Origin of the sequence: Chlamydia gallinacea 08-1274/3 (assembly GCF_000471025.2) — a bacterium.
GTDB lineage: Bacteria > Chlamydiota > Chlamydiia > Chlamydiales > Chlamydiaceae > Chlamydia > Chlamydia gallinacea.
The window spans coordinates 571,477-588,862 of sequence record NZ_CP015840.1; the positions used below are offsets into that span (position 1 = coordinate 571,477).

Consider the following 17,386-nt stretch of genomic DNA (forward strand, 5'->3'; position numbering starts at 1 on the left):
CTACTCGATAGCATACTAGATAAAATTTCTTTTGTAGAATATGATGCGGAAATGAGTTTGAAAATCTAATGTGGAAGTTCGTGTGAAAATCAAGAACGTATCGAAGCTAATGCTTTTAGCCATTCTCGGTGTCCTCTTAGTTTTTTTAGGATGTTCTAGAGACAAGAAAATTGTGTTGGTTGGTCGAGATACTACTTGGTTCCCTAAGCAGTTTGGGATTTATACTGCAAATATTAATGCTTTTCTCAATGATCTTGTTTCTGAGATTAACTATCGTGAGAATTTGAATATCAATATTGTAAATCAAGATTGGATTCATCTCTTTGAAAATCTTGATGATCGTAAGACTGCTGGAGTATTTACCTCTATAGCTCCTACAGTAGAAATGCTTGATTATTATCAGTTTTCTGATCCTATTTTATTAACAGGACCTGTTCTTGTTGTTGCTGAAGGGGCTCCCTATAAGTCTCTGGAGGATTTGCGAGGAAAGTTAATTGGAGTCTATAAATTTGATTCCTCTGTTTTAGTAGGACAAGATATTCCTGATGCTGTTCTGGTCCCTTATCAACACGTGCCCGTTGCTTTAGAAGCTTTGACTTCGAATTGTTATGATGCTCTACTTGCCCCCGTTATTGACGTAACAGCATTGATAGAAACAGCTTATAAAGGTCGTTTAAAAATTATTTCACAGCCTTTAAATCAAGAAGGCTTACGTCTTGTTGTTCTTCGTAATGCAAAAGATAATTTACTTGAAGGATTTAATATGGGCTTGGTGAAGAGTATACGCTCTGGGAAATATCAGGCAATTAAACAGCAAAATCGGCTTCCTTAGATGATGACGATTTGATGAGTTTTGGATGTTGCATATACGTGGAATTCTGCATAATGGTTGCTAGTGTTTTTACCCAATGTACGGAGTGGTAAATCGTAGGGACACGTAAGGCAACGTACTTTCTTTTCGTTAGGATAGGAAGGTAGTCTTTTTCTATTTCGTATAAAGTTTCTATGTGTTCGGAAGTAAATCCAAAAGGGACAATGAGAACATATTTTTTCTCTGTTTTTAGGGTTGCGCATATTGTTTGTGTTGCTGGAGAAAGCCATTTTCCCCAGCCAAATTTTGATTGGTAACAGAGATGGGTTTCTATGGGGTAGAGTTGTTGGGAGATCGCGTGAAAAGAATGCTCACATTGTTGGCGATAAGGATCTCCTTTTTGAATATATTTTACGGGGAGACCATGAGAGGAAAATAGTAGACAACAGTCATTTTCAGGAATGTTGTGTGATTGTAAAAATGTATGGATATGGTTGACGGTGCAGGAAAGAAATTCTGGGTGATTCCCAAAATGCGCTATCCAAGAGATATTTGCTTCAGGGAGATACTTGTGAATACAACGTACAATGCTTCCTGTAACGGAGTAAGTAAAGTGAGGAAATAAGGGAACACCAACAATGCGAGAGTTTTTAAAAGTCATTAACCTACGCATCGTGGTTGCATGTGTATCGGGTAGATAACGATGAAACGGAATGACAGGAGTATGTAGATACGAGGATAACGTGTTTGCTAGGGTTTCTGTATCTTGATATATGGGAGAATGTCCTCCAATAGCATTGTACAAAGGAATGACCTTTTTCGTTCGTCTTTTAGCGATAAATGTAAATAGGTATTTATGAAGGATTAAAGGGAGTCTATCTCTAGTAACGTCAGGATCTGTAAGTAATGTGGTTAAGAAAGTTTCACAATCTTGTATATGACGAGGGCCACCGAAATTAGCTAGTAAATAAGCAGAAATCATAACTTATATTGTGGTGTTCAGAACAAATATCTTTAACTTAAATTATTCAATAATAATACGATTCCAAGATTTTTATGCATGAAGAGATACGACGCATTATCTACTTTAGAAACTCTATGTAAGAAAACTCACAAAAAATTACGTAGCTATCTTATTCGTCATAGCTTGCTTATTTTTGGTTGTTTGATTTTGATGACTATCGAATTAGGAGTATTTCTTTATTTTTTTCTTTTCTCAGGGAAAACCTTGGTTCCGGCATTTTGTTTAGCCTGTTTCTTTTTAACTTTATTTATTTGCTTAGTTATCCGTCTCTACTTGTTGTCAGGGAAGCCAGATTTTTTAGAGTCATTAGCGAATGAATATTTAGATAGTTCCCAGGAATTGTTTACAGGAAAACCGAATGTTGTTGAAGAGCAAACACATCGGGCCTCCTCAGCAACGAAATTAGCCATAGATTTGCAAAATCAAGAATACGCTTTGCTATCGCACGTACTCACTTTTCTTCCCCAACACGATTTTTTAAGAAAATTTAGTTGTTTTTGTTTTTGGAAGGATTATTTCCTTTTCCGTGAATGTTTATTACAAAAAGCTGTGGAGGCTTATATTAAAGTCGTTCAATCCATTCCTGTGGATTTGGGAGCTCATGTTTCTTTAGCTGATGCTTATGTAGCTTTATCGGGACTCTATGCTGATCCCAGAAAGTATCCTGAATTTGATGCCAATTATTGGATACCTCCAGGAAGATATGGAGAAGATGTGCAGGAAAAATTTTTCTCAACAGCAAAACGAGCTATTGAAGAATTTAAAATTTTAAATGAATATGCTCCAGGAAATGCTTGGGTGCATGCGCAATTAGCTTATAGTTATCATGATTTACAAATGCCTTTGGAAGAGATTTATGAGTATGAAATGATTTTAAAAGTAAAGCCTGCAGATGTAGAAATTATGACGAAATTAGGCATTCTTTATTTCCAACAGGGAATGAACGCGAAGGGTTTAAGAATATATGAAGAATTGAAAAAACGAGATTATAAAAAATCAAGAAAGTTAATTAAATTTTATGGAATTGATTATAATAGTCATTAATTTTTATTATTTTATTCTACATTATAGTTGGTAATGAATGTTATTATGACAAGTACATGTTCAAATCTTTCAACTATACAAGTCGGACTTTGTGAGAGGATAAGTATTTCCTGGAGTACGCGTTTTTCAGCGAGAACACGCTATGAAATTGGCAGTGCTATAGCAGTATTTGGTTTGATTTTATCCTTATGCGGATCAGCTGCCGTTTATGCTGTTTTCACTTCGTGTGTCATTTCTGATTTATTTGTTCAAGGATGTATTTCTTTGGGTTTGGTGCCTATTCCTGTAGCGCTACTTTCTTTAATATTCGGCATAGCTATTCTTCTTTATGGGATTTATCTTCTCCCACAGCACAAGGAAAATTTTCTCTTACGTACTTTAAGTTAGTCATATTTTGATTCGATGGTATTTTAGTGGGTTATAAGATAGCTCCATGTTATTGTCACCATCGTCTAGTGGTTTTATTAAATCTTGTTGGAGATAGTGTAAGAATAGGTTTTATAAAGTAGAATATTATGCTTCATAAAATGAAGTAGGGGTGTAATTTTTTTGAAAATTTTGAACAAAAAATTTATGTTCAAATGTAATTTATTCTAAGATAAGCCTTTAATGGCATAGGTTTTTAATTGCAGATTATTCTTACTTTCCTATAAGGTGCTTGAAAACCTGTATGTTAGCGAGGCTTTTTGATGTTTTTATATTTGATCGCTAGCATATGTAACAAGGAGAATAAAAATGAAAAAATTAATCCTAACACTTCTTTTAGCCTCTTTCTGTGGTTTAGGAGCATCCTCTGCTGTATTTGCAGATGAAGGCGAAAACACTGGTGGTACTTCGGGACAAGAGACATGCCCTGAGAAAACTGAAGAGTCCACAAGCCAAAGTTAAAAGGGAACTCCTTTTACGAATACAAACAGGGAGTTTCCCTGTTTGTAGGTGCTCTTTGAGATGATTATTCTTGTCACTAATTTCTTTCAGCGATTTTTTCCTCACGACTTCATTATTTTTTGTTAAAACCTTTTCTTAGACATTTATAGATAGTGTTTCTTGGGCGCTGTCTTGCTGTTTAGTAAGAGAGTAGTATTTTTAAGAATACAGGACTCTGTAATGATTTTAATAAGAAATTCTTGTTTTAGATATATTGAGCATTGAATTTTAGTTTGTTAAAATTATTGCTTTAATAAAAGAAATTATTTAAAACAACTCGAACAAGGCGATTTTTTACATTGAGATGAATGAGTCTGGTTTTGTGATCAGTGCCCTAATTTGCATAGGGTCGATTGGTATTATGGACGATTCTAACTGAGATTGTGTTTATCTTTTTCATTAGCTAGTCGTGTTGTTTATTATTTAGTACTTCTTTTTAAAAAATGAATTATAAGGTTTTTTCCTCTTAGTACGAACTTATTATTCAATAAATTTCTATCTGCTTTTGTTGGGGTTATGTTATATTTTTACGTGGGCGGGATTGTGAGAAACTTAAAGTTGGAAAAGCATATTTTTTCTAGAACTGTTGAAGTACAGGCGTCTTTGGCAGAGGGGCTGTTTGTATGAATAAACGGTGTATAATCGACAAGATTTTAAACTGTGGCATTGTTCTCTCTTTAATTTTGTTGTATTGGTCATCTGATTTGTTAGAAAAAGATGTGAAATCCATTAAAAGAGATGTTCGAGATGTTCGTGAAGATATTCAAGAAGTTCTCGGCATGATTAGGCAAAGTAGAGCGGAGATCTCTTCTACAAAGCTCTCTATCGTTTCTGCACCAGCACACAGTATTGAAGTAGGTGATCCCCGCTATCCGAACCTTCTTTCTCCGGATCTTTATAAAGAAAAAACTTTAGGAAGTTTGTTAGGAGAAAATTTTGTTCCTAAAGGCATATTACGCACAGCCCATATTGGGAAGCCAAATAATCTCAGTCCATTTAATGGCTATGATTATGTACGTAAGATGTATGATTTATGTGTTCCTGGATTGGCAAGTAGCCATGTGGGGAAGTATGAACAATTTGCTCCAGGTTTAGCGTTGAAAGTGGAGGAGCATCCTGTTTTGGATGGTTCTGGGGATAAGGAATTCCATGTATATTTACGTCCCAATGTATTTTGGGCATCTATAGATCCCACGCGTTTTCCTAAGCAGGTACAACTTTCAGAGACTTTTTTGCAGCCACATCCGGTTACAGCATATGATTTTAAATTTTACTATGATGCTGTGATGAATCCCTATATGTCTGAAATGCGCGCTGTAGCCTCACGGTCGTATTTTGAAGATATTGTGTCTTTCACAGTAGAAAACGAGTTAAAATTTGTTGTGCGTTGGAAAGCACACACAATCTTTAATGAAGAGGGAAAAGAAGAGAAGAAAGTTTTGTATTCTGCTTTCTTTAATACCTTAGGCCTAGAGCCTTTGCCGTGTTTTGTGTATCAGTATTTTGCTAATGGAGAAAAGATTATTAAGGATGATTCCGATCCCGATATTTATCGCAAAGATTCGGTATGGGCGCAAAATTTTGCATCACACTGGGCAAGTAATTACATTGTGAGTTGTGGGGCCTTTTATTTTTCTGGTATGGATGACGAGAAGATTATTTTTACTCGTAATCCGCATCATTATGATCCTAGTGAAGCTTTGGTAGAAAAGCGTTATATTTATATTAAGGAAAGTTCCGACGCCCTATTCCAAGATTTTAAGTCAGGGAAACTAGATATTACTTATTTACCCCCAAATCAAGCGGATAATTTAGCCAGTTTTATGAAAACAGCAGCTTATAAAAATCAAGTGGCTCGGGGAGAGGCAATTCGAGAAATCGTGTATCCTGATCGTTCTTATGCTTATATCGGTTGGAATTGCTATTCGTTGTTTTTCGAAAATCGTCAAGTACGTCGTGCAATGAATATGCTAATTGATCGCGATAGAATCATAGAAGAGTGCTTGGATGGCCGTGCTAATGTCATTAGTGGGCCGTTCTCTGCGTATTCGCCTGCTTACAATCAGAACATAGAGGGGTGGCACTACTCTCCAGAAGAGGCTGCACGTATATTGGATGAAGAAGGTTGGATAGATATCGATGGTGATGGGATCCGAGAGAAAATTATTGATGGTGTCGTTGTCCCTTTTCGGTTTCGATTATGTTATTACGTAAAAAGTGTCACAGGGCGTACGATTGCATCTTATGTAGCTACTGTGTGCAAAGAAATTGGCATAGAGTGTAGTTTGCTGGGATTAGATACAGCAGATCTTTCTCAAGCTTTTGATGAGAAAAATTTTGATGCGATTCTTACTGGCTGGTGTTTAGGTTCTCCACCTGAAGACCCTCGGGCTCTTTGGCATTCTGAAGGGGCTCTGGAACGTGGATCGGCTAATGTGGTAGGATTTCATAATGCTGAGGCCGACAAAATTATTGATCAGCTGAGTTATGAATACGATACTCAGAAACGTTTGGATTTATATCATCGATTTCATGAAATTATTCATGAAGAATCTCCCTACGCCTTCCTATTCTCTCGTAATTACTCATTGCTTTATAAAGATTATGTAAAAAATATCTTTATCCCCAAGAATAGAACGGATTTAATTCCAGATGCTCAGGACGAGATGGTCAATCTTCAAACAGTTTGGATTGATAGGCAGGAGGAAGAGTGCTTAAGTATATCTTAAAACGCTTAATACTGATCCCTTTAACACTTTTTTCTATTATTGCTATTAATTTTGTCATATTAAATGCAGCTCCTGGAGATGTTATAGAAGAACTATCCACAGATGCTCATGGTGAAGCAGGAAAATCAGATAAAATTCGTTCTTATAAGGGGCCTGATCGTTACCTACAATTTCGTGAGCACTATGGGTTAACATTACCTATTTTTTTTAATACGCGACCATCCATTTCTCACGCAAAAGTGAAATCGGGAATTCAAGAGATCATAGAAAGTTTTCAACGCAATGCGAAGGGGAAGTCTTTATCTGCATTGAAAGTTTATTGGGGAGATCGTGCGAAGTTCATTTTGCCCATATTGTTATTTGAAGCTGGTGATTCTACCCAGAGTGTTGTTTATCGTCATATAGCTGCGGATTTATTTATTCGTGGGGGTATTCGTCAAGGGATCGTTGGCTCGAACCTGTCTTCAGAGCAATACGCATATAATGATAAAGTATCTAAAAGTAATGCGTTTTTAGTGAGATTGCTTTCTGAAGAAGATATTGGTGTAAAAGTAAAAGCTTTGAAAACATGGTTTCAAGAGGAAGGAGGAATGGAAACCTTCCCCTATGCTCAGGGGATCTCGTGGAGGACACTACTTTTAGAGACGCGATTTGCACGCTATATGTCGCGTATTCTTCATTTAGATTTTGGGACACTGCGTAATGATCCTCATAAAACAGTAATTTCTGAGGTAGTTAAGCGTTTGCGGGCTTCCATGGTGTTGTCTGTATTGCCTTTAGTTGTTGTTTTTGTTTTGTGCCAAGTCTTTGGCATGCTTATGGCTTTAAATAGAAATCGCTGGTTGGACCATGTCTTGAATTTCATTTTTCTTATTCTGTTTTCTATTCCTGTATTTGTTGCTGTCCCTTGGATTATTGATCATTTTGTTATTAATAAAACTATACCGTTTACATCAATTCCTATGCCTTATAGCGGTCTATGCTCGCCTGCAGAGATTTTTGATCAGCTCAGTTCATTTGGAAAACTGTTGGATATTCTTACTCATTGTGTTCTGCCTTTTTGTGCTGTAAGTTATGGAGCTTTTGCTGCGCAATCAAGATTGAGTCGATCCATATTTTTAGAGATTCTTAGAGAAGATTATATTTGTGCTGCGCGTGCGCGTGGAATCCCTCGTTCGAATATCCTTGTGAAACACGTAGGAAAAAATGCTGCCTCTTCATTAGTGACTTCGTTAACCTCTTCATTAGGAGCTATATTAGGAGGCGCCTTAGTTGTAGAGACTTTGTTTGATATCGATGGATTTGGAAGATTTTTTTATCAGGCGATTTTAAATCGTGATCACAATGTTGTTCTGTTTTCTGTTCTTGTGGGATCAACATTATCTTTAGTGGGATATCTTCTTGGAGACATTTGTTGTGTATTATTAGACCCTAGAGTGCATCTAGGAGGTAGGAGGGTTTGAGGGGCTTATGCAGACATCTCATTCTTTTTATCGTAGATTTGTGCAAGCATACCATAGGAATTTCCTAGCTTCTCTTGCATGGAGATTTGTTGTTGCTTTGTCCATTATTGGGGTCTACGCTCCTCTATTTGCAAGTAGTAAGCCACTCGTTGTTAAGTGGCAAGGAATGTTTTTTTTCCCCTTGTTTCGGTATTTGTGGTTTCCAGGATTTTATACAAAATCCATAGATTTATTTTTTAATGTATTGATGGTGACCTTTCCCTTTTTCTTTATAGGGTGGAAGTGCTTTCGAGGCAGTTTACGTAAGGTCATTCTTTATAGCGCCCTATTTACACAAATAGCGGGGTTTATTTTTGTTTATTCTGGGTGTATTCCTGATCCGGCTGGAGATGAAAGTTTGAAAAAACTCCGTGCGGAAAAAATTCTTTCTCAAATAACCTCTACGAATCCTGAATTTTTAATGCTTCTTCCTCAGGATAAACGCACCTGGGAATTAGAAAAGCATTATATGAGTACGTATGAGCAGCTTAGTATCCTGATCAAAGCAAAATATCTTAAGTCTCAGCATGAAAAATTACAGAGATATTGTGTGGCTTATGAGGGGCACAAAGGGTCTCCAATGCCAACACTGCATTATTTACAAGAGAAAAACGAAAAGATTTGTTTAGAGAGACTGAAACAAAGATTACAGAAGCTACAAATTCCTTATGAAGCGGCTTTGCGGGATTGGCATAAGGCTATTGATGATTATCGTCCTGTTCTCATGGCTTTAGATCGCATTGATCACGATTTACAGCTAGCTTCGTATAATCATAGTCCTTATGACCGTCTATATTTAGTTCGTGCATCTATAGAAGAGGAATCAGAACCAATCCGCACACAACTTGTTCGTATTCATCGGGTACTCGAAGAGTACAATAAGATTTATAGTGCCATGGATTTTATTCGGGATAAACGTGCATGGATAGATGAAGAATCTGAAAAACTACGCATTGTTCTTCGTCCTTTATTAAGTACGTTTCATTGGGAAGATGATGCTGGGGGATCTCGGGATATGAATAAATATGTACGGTGGTGGGAACTCACGCGTATTACTCGAAAAGATCTTCTAGCTTCTTTAATTTTTGGTATTCGTATTGCCTTGGTTGTAGGAGGAATTTCTGTAGCGATTGCTTTATTAATAGGAATAGTTGTTGGTTTGATTTCGGGGTATTTTGGAGGGACTACAGACATCATCCTTTCTAGATTTACAGAGATTTGGGAAACCATGCCCATGTTATTTATTTTAATGTTAGTGGTTTCCATTACCCAGATAAAATCGTTAATTTTAGATACGGTCTTGTTGGGGTGTTTCGGGTGGACAGGATTTAGTCGTTACATCCGCATTGAAACTCTAAGACAACGAAATATGCCATATGTACTGTCTGCTACGAATATGTGCTATAGTCATTACCATATTATGGTGCACCAAATTCTTCCCAATGCCATTGTCCCAACGATTGCTTTGTTACCCTTTTCTGTCATGGCAATGATTAGTTGTGAAGCAGGTTTAACTTTTTTAGGATTGGGAGAAGAAAGTTCGTCATCATGGGGGAGTATTATGAGAGAGGGAGTGACAGCCTTTCCTTCAGAAAGCGCTATTCTCTGGCCTCCTGCGATTTTACTCACGACTTTGCTCATGGCTATAGCTTTAATAGGTGATGGAGTTCGTGATGCTTTAGATCCCAAGCTGCAGAATTAACGCAAAGATCCTTCAAATTGAAGGAGAATATCCTGGATATGTTCTCCTGCACAATAATGGCGTTCTCCATTGCTACTCATAATGCGATGGCAGGGGAAAAATAAAAGAAAGGGATTATACTTGCATGTAGCACCTACGGTACGTGGGTGTGTACCTGTTTCCTTAGCGATATCTCCATAAGTGCGTGTTTCTCCAAAAGGGACTTCCGCTATACAATTTAAGATGCGCAGTTGGACTTCAGAAAGGATAGAGGTATTGATATAAGAAGATTTAGGTAACGTCATCTTTTGTGCATATTTTGTACATAGGAGATAAATTTCTTGCATAGCTTTATGTGAGCCTGCGCTAAGAAATAAACAGGAGAATACCGGAGCTACAGAAAGACGTGTTTTCACTACTGAGTTATTTTGAAAATGGACAATAACTTGTATCGGGGGGTATTTTCCTATTTGCAAGCCTTGAGAACAGGCTTGCGCTAGAAATGATTTCGATTCTTCAGAGACAAGGAGAAAACTCTGTTTATCCTGCATTATTCAGTCTTTCAAATTTTGCTTTTGAGACTAGGCGCCCACGATGATACCATTCACATTTATAGATACCAGCAGCATAAATCTTTCTTATTCCATGTAAGCGGTTATTTTTCCAGGAGACTTCCTCCGCAATGATTTCGTTTTCATTATAGCGGAGTTCAAATCCCTCTTTAATACCTTTGATAAATGGAATTTCAGCTACTTTACAGCCATTTTTAAATACTATTGTTGTTCCATCTTGATAACCATACCGCCATTCTTCGATAGTATTTGGGATTCCTCCAGGGAGGTAAGTGAGGCGAAGTCCATGGGGTTGGCCATTAGTATAGTGCGTGATTGTTTCAGGATCTCGTGTTGGATAAAAGGTAGTTTTTTTAATCAAGACACCGTCACTAAATGTCTCTTCAGAGAGTAGGACATTATTAACAGAAAACGTGGAACGTACTCCTTCTCCATTGCGAATAGAGGAAAAATATTTCCCATTAAACGAGGAATAGTTTCCTTCAATCACACGGCCGTAATGCGTAGTTTCTGTGAAATAGGGATCAGTGATGGTGTCGTTATTATTGTTATCGGGCCAGCGTGTGATTATAAGTGCCCCATCTTCTTGGAAAATTTCTTCTTGGGAGGGGAGGCCATTGGAAAAGAAGGTTTTATGGGATACCAAACGACCTTGGTCGTACGTCTTGATTACGGCAAGGGTCGTAGAATGAGGGAAAGTTTGCGTTACTTTTCCGTGGAGAAGCCCTTGGGTATAGGTCTCATATAGGGTAGACCCATCTTTTAGTACTTTGGTAATTGTTCCATCACAACCACGTTTTACCCAGTCTTTCCCTGAAACAATAATTCCATAATTATTACGGAATGTTTCCTTCATAATAGAAGCATCTTGTTTAAGGATAGATCCGTAAGTAAAGCACGAGAAAGTGAGCGCGTAAACGAAAAAAAGTAGTTGTTTCATGTCTCGATAGTTCCTATTGTGTCGTTTAGTTCTTGCTTGAGCCTAGCAAGTAAACGCTCATGTTCTTCTTCAATTTCTTGATTTGATAACGTTCGTTCTTTGTCTTGAAATACAAGGCGTAAAGAGACGTTCTTGTTAGGTGTCGTAGAGTCCCTATTTTGATATATACTGATAATGGAAACACTTTCAAGCCATTTAGATGGGAAACTTAAAAGTTTCCTACGTAGGGAATCTGCGGGAAGGGATTCGGGAACAGTGAGCGTTATGTCTCTGAAGGATGAGGGGTAAATAGGGTATGGCTGATAGCGTTTTTGTGATTTCTTTTGTGTAGATATTAGAGCATCTACAGAAATTTCAGCAAAAAATACAGGACACTTGATTTGGGCTTTTTTACATAGGTGAGGATGTAACGTTCCGAATTGTCCTATTACGCGCTTATGTAAATAAATTTCTGCTTGTTGGTATGGATGAAAATTTTCATGATGGCCTTCCTGAATTGTATACGCAGATAGCGAAATACGTAAGTGATGAAATAACTTTTCCACCCACCCCTTGATAGAGAAGAAAGATAAAGGCCGATTCTGAGACATCCAGGAAATCTGTTCTGCTTGCCCTGATAGAATAATCCCTAGATTTTGGGTTTCGCAGTAACGTGTATTTACTTTTGTATAGGTGGTTCCTAATTCAAAGGCATGAACGTAAGGAGCTTGTCTATTAAGATTGGTTGCTGTGCTTTTTAGTAATCCCGGGAGTAATGAAGTACGTAAGCTTGTTGCGTATTTGGATCCTTGAAGGTGAATTGTTTGGTTGTTTTTCTGCTGCCTGTCAAGGGCTACTGTTTCAGTATCTAAAAGGTCGCAGGTGAAAAATTGCTGTAAACCAGATTGCGATAAGAAGTCCACAATTTTTCTTTTTAGGGAATAGATAGGAGTATATACAGGAACAGAATGTCTTTTTTCTATGTGCCAAGGTTCGATTCGGCAGATTTCCTCAACTAAATCAATTTCTTGATGGATATCGTGACGGTAGGAAGGAATTTCTACAGTGATAGCTTCGTGTTGTGAGGTAACAGAGAAACCTAAGGTATGCAGTTTGACTTTGAGAGTTTCTTCTGAATCTTGGTTGCCAAGAATTCTTTGAACCGTTGTTTTTCTTAATGTAAGAGTTTTTGTAGGAGTTTTTTCTCCAAGAATTCGTATAGGGGAAACCTGAGCCTGGGGGAAAAGTTTTTTAATATAGTGGATAGCTGCATACAGTGCAGGAAGTACATTGTGAGAATCAGTACCTCGCGTAAAGCGGTAGGCAGCTTCGGAGTTGATGGGAATGTATGTTTGTGATTGGCGAATTGCTTTAGGATCAAAGTACGCAGCTTCTAAGATAATTTCTGTTGTTGTCTCTTGGAATGAAGACTCTAAACTTCCCATTACTCCTGCTAAGGCTACCGTATGATTTTTATCACAGATGATCGGCAATCCTTGAGGAATGAGGACTTCTTCGTTACTGAGTAGTTGGAGATTATGAGGAGAACTTGCTTTTTGTGCACATAGAGATTCATAATCAATGGCTTGCGCATTATAGGCATGAAGTGGTTGTCCTAAAGCAAGCATGATGTAATTAGTAATATCAACGATCGCATTTATCGGCTTATATTTACAGGCTTTGAGAATATCTTGGAGCTCTTGGGGAGAGGGTTGCGAAGAAACTCCAGAGATTTTTACATAGCAAAAGAAAGGACAAATTGTAAGATCGTGTTGTGGGGTATTTTGTGTTTGTCTTGGTAGAGGAGAAAAGGAAAAATCTGTGGGGATGGTGAGTGTTGTTGGAGAAACATGAGTAATTTCTCTAGCAAGGCCTAAAATTGAGGCGCAATGGCCTAAGTTAGGTGTTAGAGAGCATTCTATGGAGGTATCAGATAAGAGGGTGTAGACGTCTTCTCCTAGAGGAGAAGTTTCAGGGAATACAAATAAGTTTTTTCCCTGAGCTTGTAAATGTGGAAAACCAAGTTCATCAGCTCCACAGCACATGCCTTGAGATTCTATACCGCGCAATTTTGATTTTTTTATTGTATATAAGCAACCTGCTTGATCATATACTTTGGCCCCTGGAAGTGCTAGGGGCACAATGCTTCCTACATGACAATTAGGAGCTCCACAAACAATTTGATATTCTGCGTTTCCGTCAAATAGTGTAGCGACAACTAAATGATCAGCGTTGGGGTGGTGAGAAGTTGCTATGATTTTGGCTGTAACAATAAAGGAGTGTGCGTGGGATAGGGGTGTTTCGATTTCGATTCCTATGCGATCACAAGCTTCTACAATTTGCTTTAAAGATAAAGAAGAAGAAAAAAATTTTTGTAATAAAGATAAAGAAACTCGCATGGAATAGTAACGTTTTTGTGACACATTTTACGAGGAGGGGTGTATAGTGGCAAGTATTTTGTACCTTGGGAAAGTCTTCATTTTTGGAGTTATCTTTTAACATGACTGCGCAAAAAAAAACCCGGTGGTTATGGCAAGCACTAGCTTTAAGTATAGCGTTAAATATTGTTTTTTTACTTTTGTTTTACACAACGATTTTTCGTAAAGATATTTATAAATTGCAATTATTTTCTGGGCCTTTAGTTGCTAAAAGTTATCATGTTCAAAAAATCCCGGAGGACTTTTTAAACTATTTATCGGAATCTTCTTTGGAGGATTTGTATTGTTTATTGGATGAAGATCGTTTGCTTTATGGTCGCCCCATTAAAGTATGGGCTTTAAGTGTGGCTATGCATACGTATAATGTAGATATAGCAAGTGTACTTCCTCACCCCATAACATTTACTGAATTGCGTAGTGAGGACAAAACTTGGTTGCTTCCTAATCTTGATCAAACAGATTATCGTTGTATTCGACAGTACTTGTCTTGCCAGAGGTATCCTTTTACTTCTCAGGGATTATTTTCGATTCTTGCTCGGTCTATAGACTGCGAGCAGGTTGATGAAGAGTGTTTGTATCATTTTTGTCTTACGGAAGAATTTCTTTACCTAAGAACATTACTTTGCGGTGCTGAGGAACAGGTGGCTACAGTAGCTACTTTAGCGCGTATGGTCATACGTCATGGAGAGCACGTGTTTTTTTCTCTGTGTGATCAGCAAAGTCGGTCTTCGTTTATATCTGACCAACAACGCAGGAAAGTTTTATGTACCTATATAGAGTTAGGTGAGCCTTTAGCGGCTCTACTCTTGTTAGTTCATGACGAAGATTGGGTGATTCATGAATTCTCTGACGATGCTTTGCAGTCGTTTGTGTCTCTTCTTCCTAGTGGATCTTCCTATAGTGAAAATTTTGTTTCTCGATTGCTTGCTTCGCCGCGAGGTCATCTTTTTCACTATCCTAAGGAGGTTATAGATCAAGAGGACAAGCAAATGGAAGAAAGGGAGTACGTGATACAGGAGGGAGATTCATTATGGTTGATTGCGCGGCGTTTTGGAGTCACTATAGAAGCCATTATGCGTGAGAATCATATGAATCATCATCGGTTGCTTCCGGGGAAACGCCTAAAGCTTCCTCCAAAGTCGTGGTAGGGACTAGATCAATGCCTCCGGGATGCCAGGGGCCGCATTTTCCTAGTCTTTTTATGATTAATTGTAGTCCGCGTATGCATCCATGGTGTTTTAGTGCTTGTAAAGCATATTGTGAGCATGTGGGGAAAAATCGGCAAGGGGAACCTAATAGAGGAGAGATGGTCCATCTGTAGAGATAAATACAGCCGCAGAGTAGGTGCAGAGGAAAATTTTTACAAAAATTAAATAACGTTGAAAACATCTTTAAGTAGGGCAACGGTGACTTCAAGCATAATTAACCAAATAATTGTCCATTCTAGTGCAGAAGAATGTTGATGGTTCAACTGGTCATTTAAAATTTCTAAAACGTCACCAAGAATGGTTAATCGGTGGTTAAGAACATTAATCCGTGCGTTTATATCTAGGCAATTTAAAACATCAATATAAATAGGTTGTGTTTTTGGGTGTTCCCAGAAAAAGTCGGGTTCATCGAGAATATCTGAATGGAGATTTACCGAGGCTTTGTCTAAAAATAATTTGCCAATTTTTTTTGCAATTGCTTTGCGAGACATGGAAATTTTCCCTTTAGTCGCTAGGTCTTGGGGAAGGCGTTTAGAATCTTCAATGGTTTTATAGATTGTTGCTTCGAATATTGTCAGTTTGACAGATTGTGCAAGACCAAAGGAGATGGCTAATTTCGTATTTAAGTGCGAATCTGCAAGGATGAGACGATCCCTACGAATTTGGAGTTTGTCTCCATAATGAAAGGTATACTGATCAATTTCAGGTAGAGGAAGGATCCCTGGAGAAGCTGTGACAATGGATTGAAGGATTTTGATTTCTTCGGACTCTTGCCATCCCCAAAATACGGTAACACCGAAGGGAAAGAAAACTGCGATTTTATCGCATTGTTCAGGAGTTTCTGAAGAAATAAGTACGTATTCTCTGGAGAGTATGGTTGGGTAGTGCGTTTTTAATAGATGAGAGAGAACATGTAAATTGTAGGAAGAAGCTGTGCAATGGGCAGTACAACGCATGATTCCAGGCTATAGGGTGTATAAGTTATGTAGTTTTAATTTACTGAATTTTTACTCACTCGGAAACATTTTTTTTCTTGAGCTAAAGGGGAGGCTCTCAGTAAGCTAGTTTCTTCAGCGAGAGTGGCGGAATTGGTATACGCGCTATCTTGAGGTGGTAGTGGAGCTTTCCTTAGGGGTTCGAGTCCCCTCTTTCGCAATACAGATTATCGCACCTCTTCTCTTCTTGATTTCTTTGTTTTGAATTTTCATATTAAATTTGATTTGAAATTTGAGGTGTAGACCTTGAGGTTGTTTTCTCTTATTTTATTTTTTTGTTTTTCTTTGGGCCTAGTAAATAGTTCTTTATTCTCTGAGCAGCACTATATTTCTGAAGACGAGCAATTTCATATAGATCGTTTTAATTTTTCTGGTGCCTTTCCTGAAATGGAAACGATGGAAATTCACGCTCAACGTAAAAAGCGTGTTTATTTTGATGCTTCCGGAGATTTTCCGAGATTAACATCGATTGTGTATCAGGGGTCTTTTGGATTTTTACGTGGCAAATTAACAGGGAATTATCCTGAGTTAACTGCATTAGAGTTTTCTTGTTCTTCATGTAAAATGGATTTGGATTTTCGTGGTACATGGCATAAACATACACATATCACTGTGAATAACGAGTCAGAGCGCGTAACCCTAGTTCTGCCTAAGAATGTTGGAGTGGTTGTCCACACCCAAGTATCTACAAAAGGCAAGGTCATGGTAGAAGGAGATCTTGTTCAACGGGGTCGGGGGATTTGGAAAAAGACGTATAGTAATTCTTTAGTTGATGTTGCTCCTGTAACTTTAGTTTTTAATGTACAGAGTCGCTCTGGTGGTACTATTGTTTTACGTTAGTTATCTGTTTTTGGGTAATGTGCTTTCGAACATATGAATAATTTTTTTTGATAATCCTAAAGGAAAATCTGATAGATGAAGTAATTCGTGAAAGTGTTTAGCTTGTACCAGGGCATGGAGAATCTGTTCTTCCTGGTATTCTATAGGTATGGCTTTCGGAGGTTTGTGTTGTTTGCAGAACTTCAAGCCTTGATACCGGTAGCACTGGGGAGAATGGATGAATTGCTTACATTGAGAACAGGTTGCTGATAGATCAAGGCAACCTTCATATTGTAAGAGTTTCAGTAAAAAAGTAGCGGCAAACATATTAGGATTTTTACTTTCTGGTAAGCGATGCAAGAAGTTATATAATAAGCAGAACAACTTAGGAGAAGGTTTTTCTTGCCATTGAGATGCTAAGAGGCTTTGTATAATTTTCCCTGCAGCTTGTAAGTGGACATAGGTAGTTTTAATTTCTGTAAACGCATCATGTAATTCTGCGGATGCTAAGCGAGGCATCTTTGGCGGGCAAGAATGAATGGTATAGGTTCCTAAAGATAAGGGAATTAGGGTTTCACGAAAAGGATAATGTAGGGTTTGCCCTTGTTTTACGAAGAATGTGAATAGACCCCGGGGGGAAAAGATGGTTGTTATACAATGCGTTTGCTCTGTAGGAAGATTTTGTAATACGATTCCGGGTAGATAACAGTACATAGT

At 37.9% G+C, this 17,386-nt stretch carries 16 protein-coding genes and 1 tRNA gene; 10 read left to right on the forward strand and 7 right to left on the reverse strand.

All coding sequences use genetic code 11. From position 1 onward, the window contains the following. Positions 1 to 109 precede the first annotated feature (109 nt). Positions 110 to 832, forward strand: coding sequence for a transporter substrate-binding domain-containing protein (locus M787_RS02620; RefSeq protein WP_021828909.1), 723 nt, complete (start codon positions 110 to 112; stop codon positions 830 to 832). On the opposite strand, the gene hemH is transcribed toward M787_RS02620, so the two are convergent. Continuing rightward, a complete protein-coding gene (gene hemH, locus M787_RS02625) occupies positions 807 to 1,793 on the reverse strand; it encodes a ferrochelatase (RefSeq protein WP_021828910.1) in 987 nt (328 codons plus the stop codon). The genes M787_RS02620 and hemH overlap by 26 nt on opposite strands. A 78-nt stretch (positions 1,794 to 1,871) precedes the next feature. On the opposite strand from hemH, the gene M787_RS02630 reads away from it, so the two are divergent. The 6 genes from M787_RS02630 (at position 1,872) to M787_RS02650 (ending at position 9,739) form a co-directional block, all read left to right on the forward strand. Next, positions 1,872 to 2,879 carry a tetratricopeptide repeat protein gene (locus M787_RS02630; RefSeq protein WP_021828911.1) on the forward strand — a complete coding sequence of 336 codons (1,008 nt, stop codon included), beginning with the start codon at positions 1,872 to 1,874 and terminating at the stop codon, positions 2,877 to 2,879. Between the two features lie 45 nt (positions 2,880 to 2,924). Next, the gene (locus tag M787_RS02635) at positions 2,925 to 3,266 is read left to right on the forward strand and encodes a hypothetical protein (protein ID WP_040429840.1); all 342 of its coding nucleotides are present in this window, start codon (positions 2,925 to 2,927) and stop codon (positions 3,264 to 3,266) included. A 348-nt stretch (positions 3,267 to 3,614) separates the two neighbouring features. Beyond that, entirely contained in the window at positions 3,615 to 3,767 is a 153-nt protein-coding gene (locus M787_RS04905) for a hypothetical protein (RefSeq protein ID WP_021828913.1), read from the forward strand. A gap of 677 nt (positions 3,768 to 4,444) precedes the next feature. Beyond that, a complete protein-coding gene (locus tag M787_RS02640) occupies positions 4,445 to 6,535 on the forward strand; it encodes an ABC transporter substrate-binding protein (protein ID WP_223200939.1) in 2,091 nt (696 codons plus the stop codon). After that, complete coding sequence (locus M787_RS02645; RefSeq protein WP_021828915.1) at positions 6,517 to 7,998, forward strand: ABC transporter permease; 1,482 nt, start codon at positions 6,517 to 6,519, stop codon at positions 7,996 to 7,998. The genes M787_RS02640 and M787_RS02645 overlap by 19 nt, the downstream gene beginning before the upstream one ends. 7 nt (positions 7,999 to 8,005) lie before the next feature. Then, positions 8,006 to 9,739 (forward strand): ABC transporter permease, encoded by a 1,734-nt coding sequence (locus tag M787_RS02650; protein WP_021828916.1) that lies wholly within the window; start codon positions 8,006 to 8,008, stop codon positions 9,737 to 9,739. On the opposite strand, the gene M787_RS02655 is transcribed toward M787_RS02650, so the two are convergent. The 3 genes from M787_RS02655 to pheT are packed head-to-tail and all read right to left on the reverse strand — an operon-like array spanning position 9,736 to position 13,608. Then, positions 9,736 to 10,269 (reverse strand): MGMT family protein, encoded by a 534-nt coding sequence (locus M787_RS02655; RefSeq protein ID WP_021828917.1) that lies wholly within the window; start codon positions 10,267 to 10,269, stop codon positions 9,736 to 9,738. The two genes, M787_RS02650 and M787_RS02655, sit on opposite strands and share 4 nt — an antisense overlap. After that, a complete protein-coding gene (locus tag M787_RS02660) occupies positions 10,259 to 11,230 on the reverse strand; it encodes a toxin-antitoxin system YwqK family antitoxin (RefSeq protein ID WP_021828918.1) in 972 nt (323 codons plus the stop codon). Before M787_RS02660 ends, M787_RS02655 begins: the two co-directional genes overlap by 11 nt. Then, positions 11,227 to 13,608 (reverse strand): phenylalanine--tRNA ligase subunit beta, encoded by a 2,382-nt coding sequence (pheT, locus tag M787_RS02665; protein WP_021828919.1) that lies wholly within the window; start codon positions 13,606 to 13,608, stop codon positions 11,227 to 11,229. Before pheT ends, M787_RS02660 begins: the two co-directional genes overlap by 4 nt. A 101-nt stretch (positions 13,609 to 13,709) precedes the next feature. Between pheT and M787_RS02670 the strand changes: the two genes are divergently transcribed. Beyond that, positions 13,710 to 14,795 carry a LysM peptidoglycan-binding domain-containing protein gene (locus M787_RS02670; protein WP_021828920.1) on the forward strand — a complete coding sequence of 362 codons (1,086 nt, stop codon included), beginning with the start codon at positions 13,710 to 13,712 and terminating at the stop codon, positions 14,793 to 14,795. Here M787_RS02670 and yidD read toward each other — a convergent pair. Both yidD and M787_RS02675 read right to left on the reverse strand, forming a co-directional pair. Continuing rightward, on the reverse strand, positions 14,719 to 15,036 hold the full coding sequence (gene yidD, locus M787_RS04810) for a membrane protein insertion efficiency factor YidD (RefSeq protein ID WP_021828921.1): 318 nt from the start codon (positions 15,034 to 15,036) through the stop codon (positions 14,719 to 14,721). The genes M787_RS02670 and yidD overlap by 77 nt on opposite strands. Continuing rightward, complete coding sequence (locus tag M787_RS02675) at positions 15,017 to 15,811, reverse strand: RMD1 family protein (RefSeq protein WP_021828922.1); 795 nt, start codon at positions 15,809 to 15,811, stop codon at positions 15,017 to 15,019. Before M787_RS02675 ends, yidD begins: the two co-directional genes overlap by 20 nt. A gap of 117 nt (positions 15,812 to 15,928) precedes the next feature. On the opposite strand from M787_RS02675, the gene M787_RS02680 reads away from it, so the two are divergent. Together M787_RS02680 and M787_RS02685 are read left to right on the forward strand one after the other, a co-directional pair. Beyond that, positions 15,929 to 16,010, forward strand: a tRNA-Leu gene (locus tag M787_RS02680). A gap of 104 nt (positions 16,011 to 16,114) precedes the next feature. Further along, a complete protein-coding gene (locus M787_RS02685; protein WP_394809851.1) occupies positions 16,115 to 16,690 on the forward strand; it encodes a hypothetical protein in 576 nt (191 codons plus the stop codon). Here the strand turns inward: M787_RS02685 and recO are convergent, their stop codons facing one another. Beyond that, a complete protein-coding gene (gene recO / locus M787_RS02690) occupies positions 16,691 to 17,383 on the reverse strand; it encodes a DNA repair protein RecO (RefSeq protein ID WP_021828924.1) in 693 nt (230 codons plus the stop codon). Between the last annotated feature and the right edge of the window lie 3 nt (positions 17,384 to 17,386).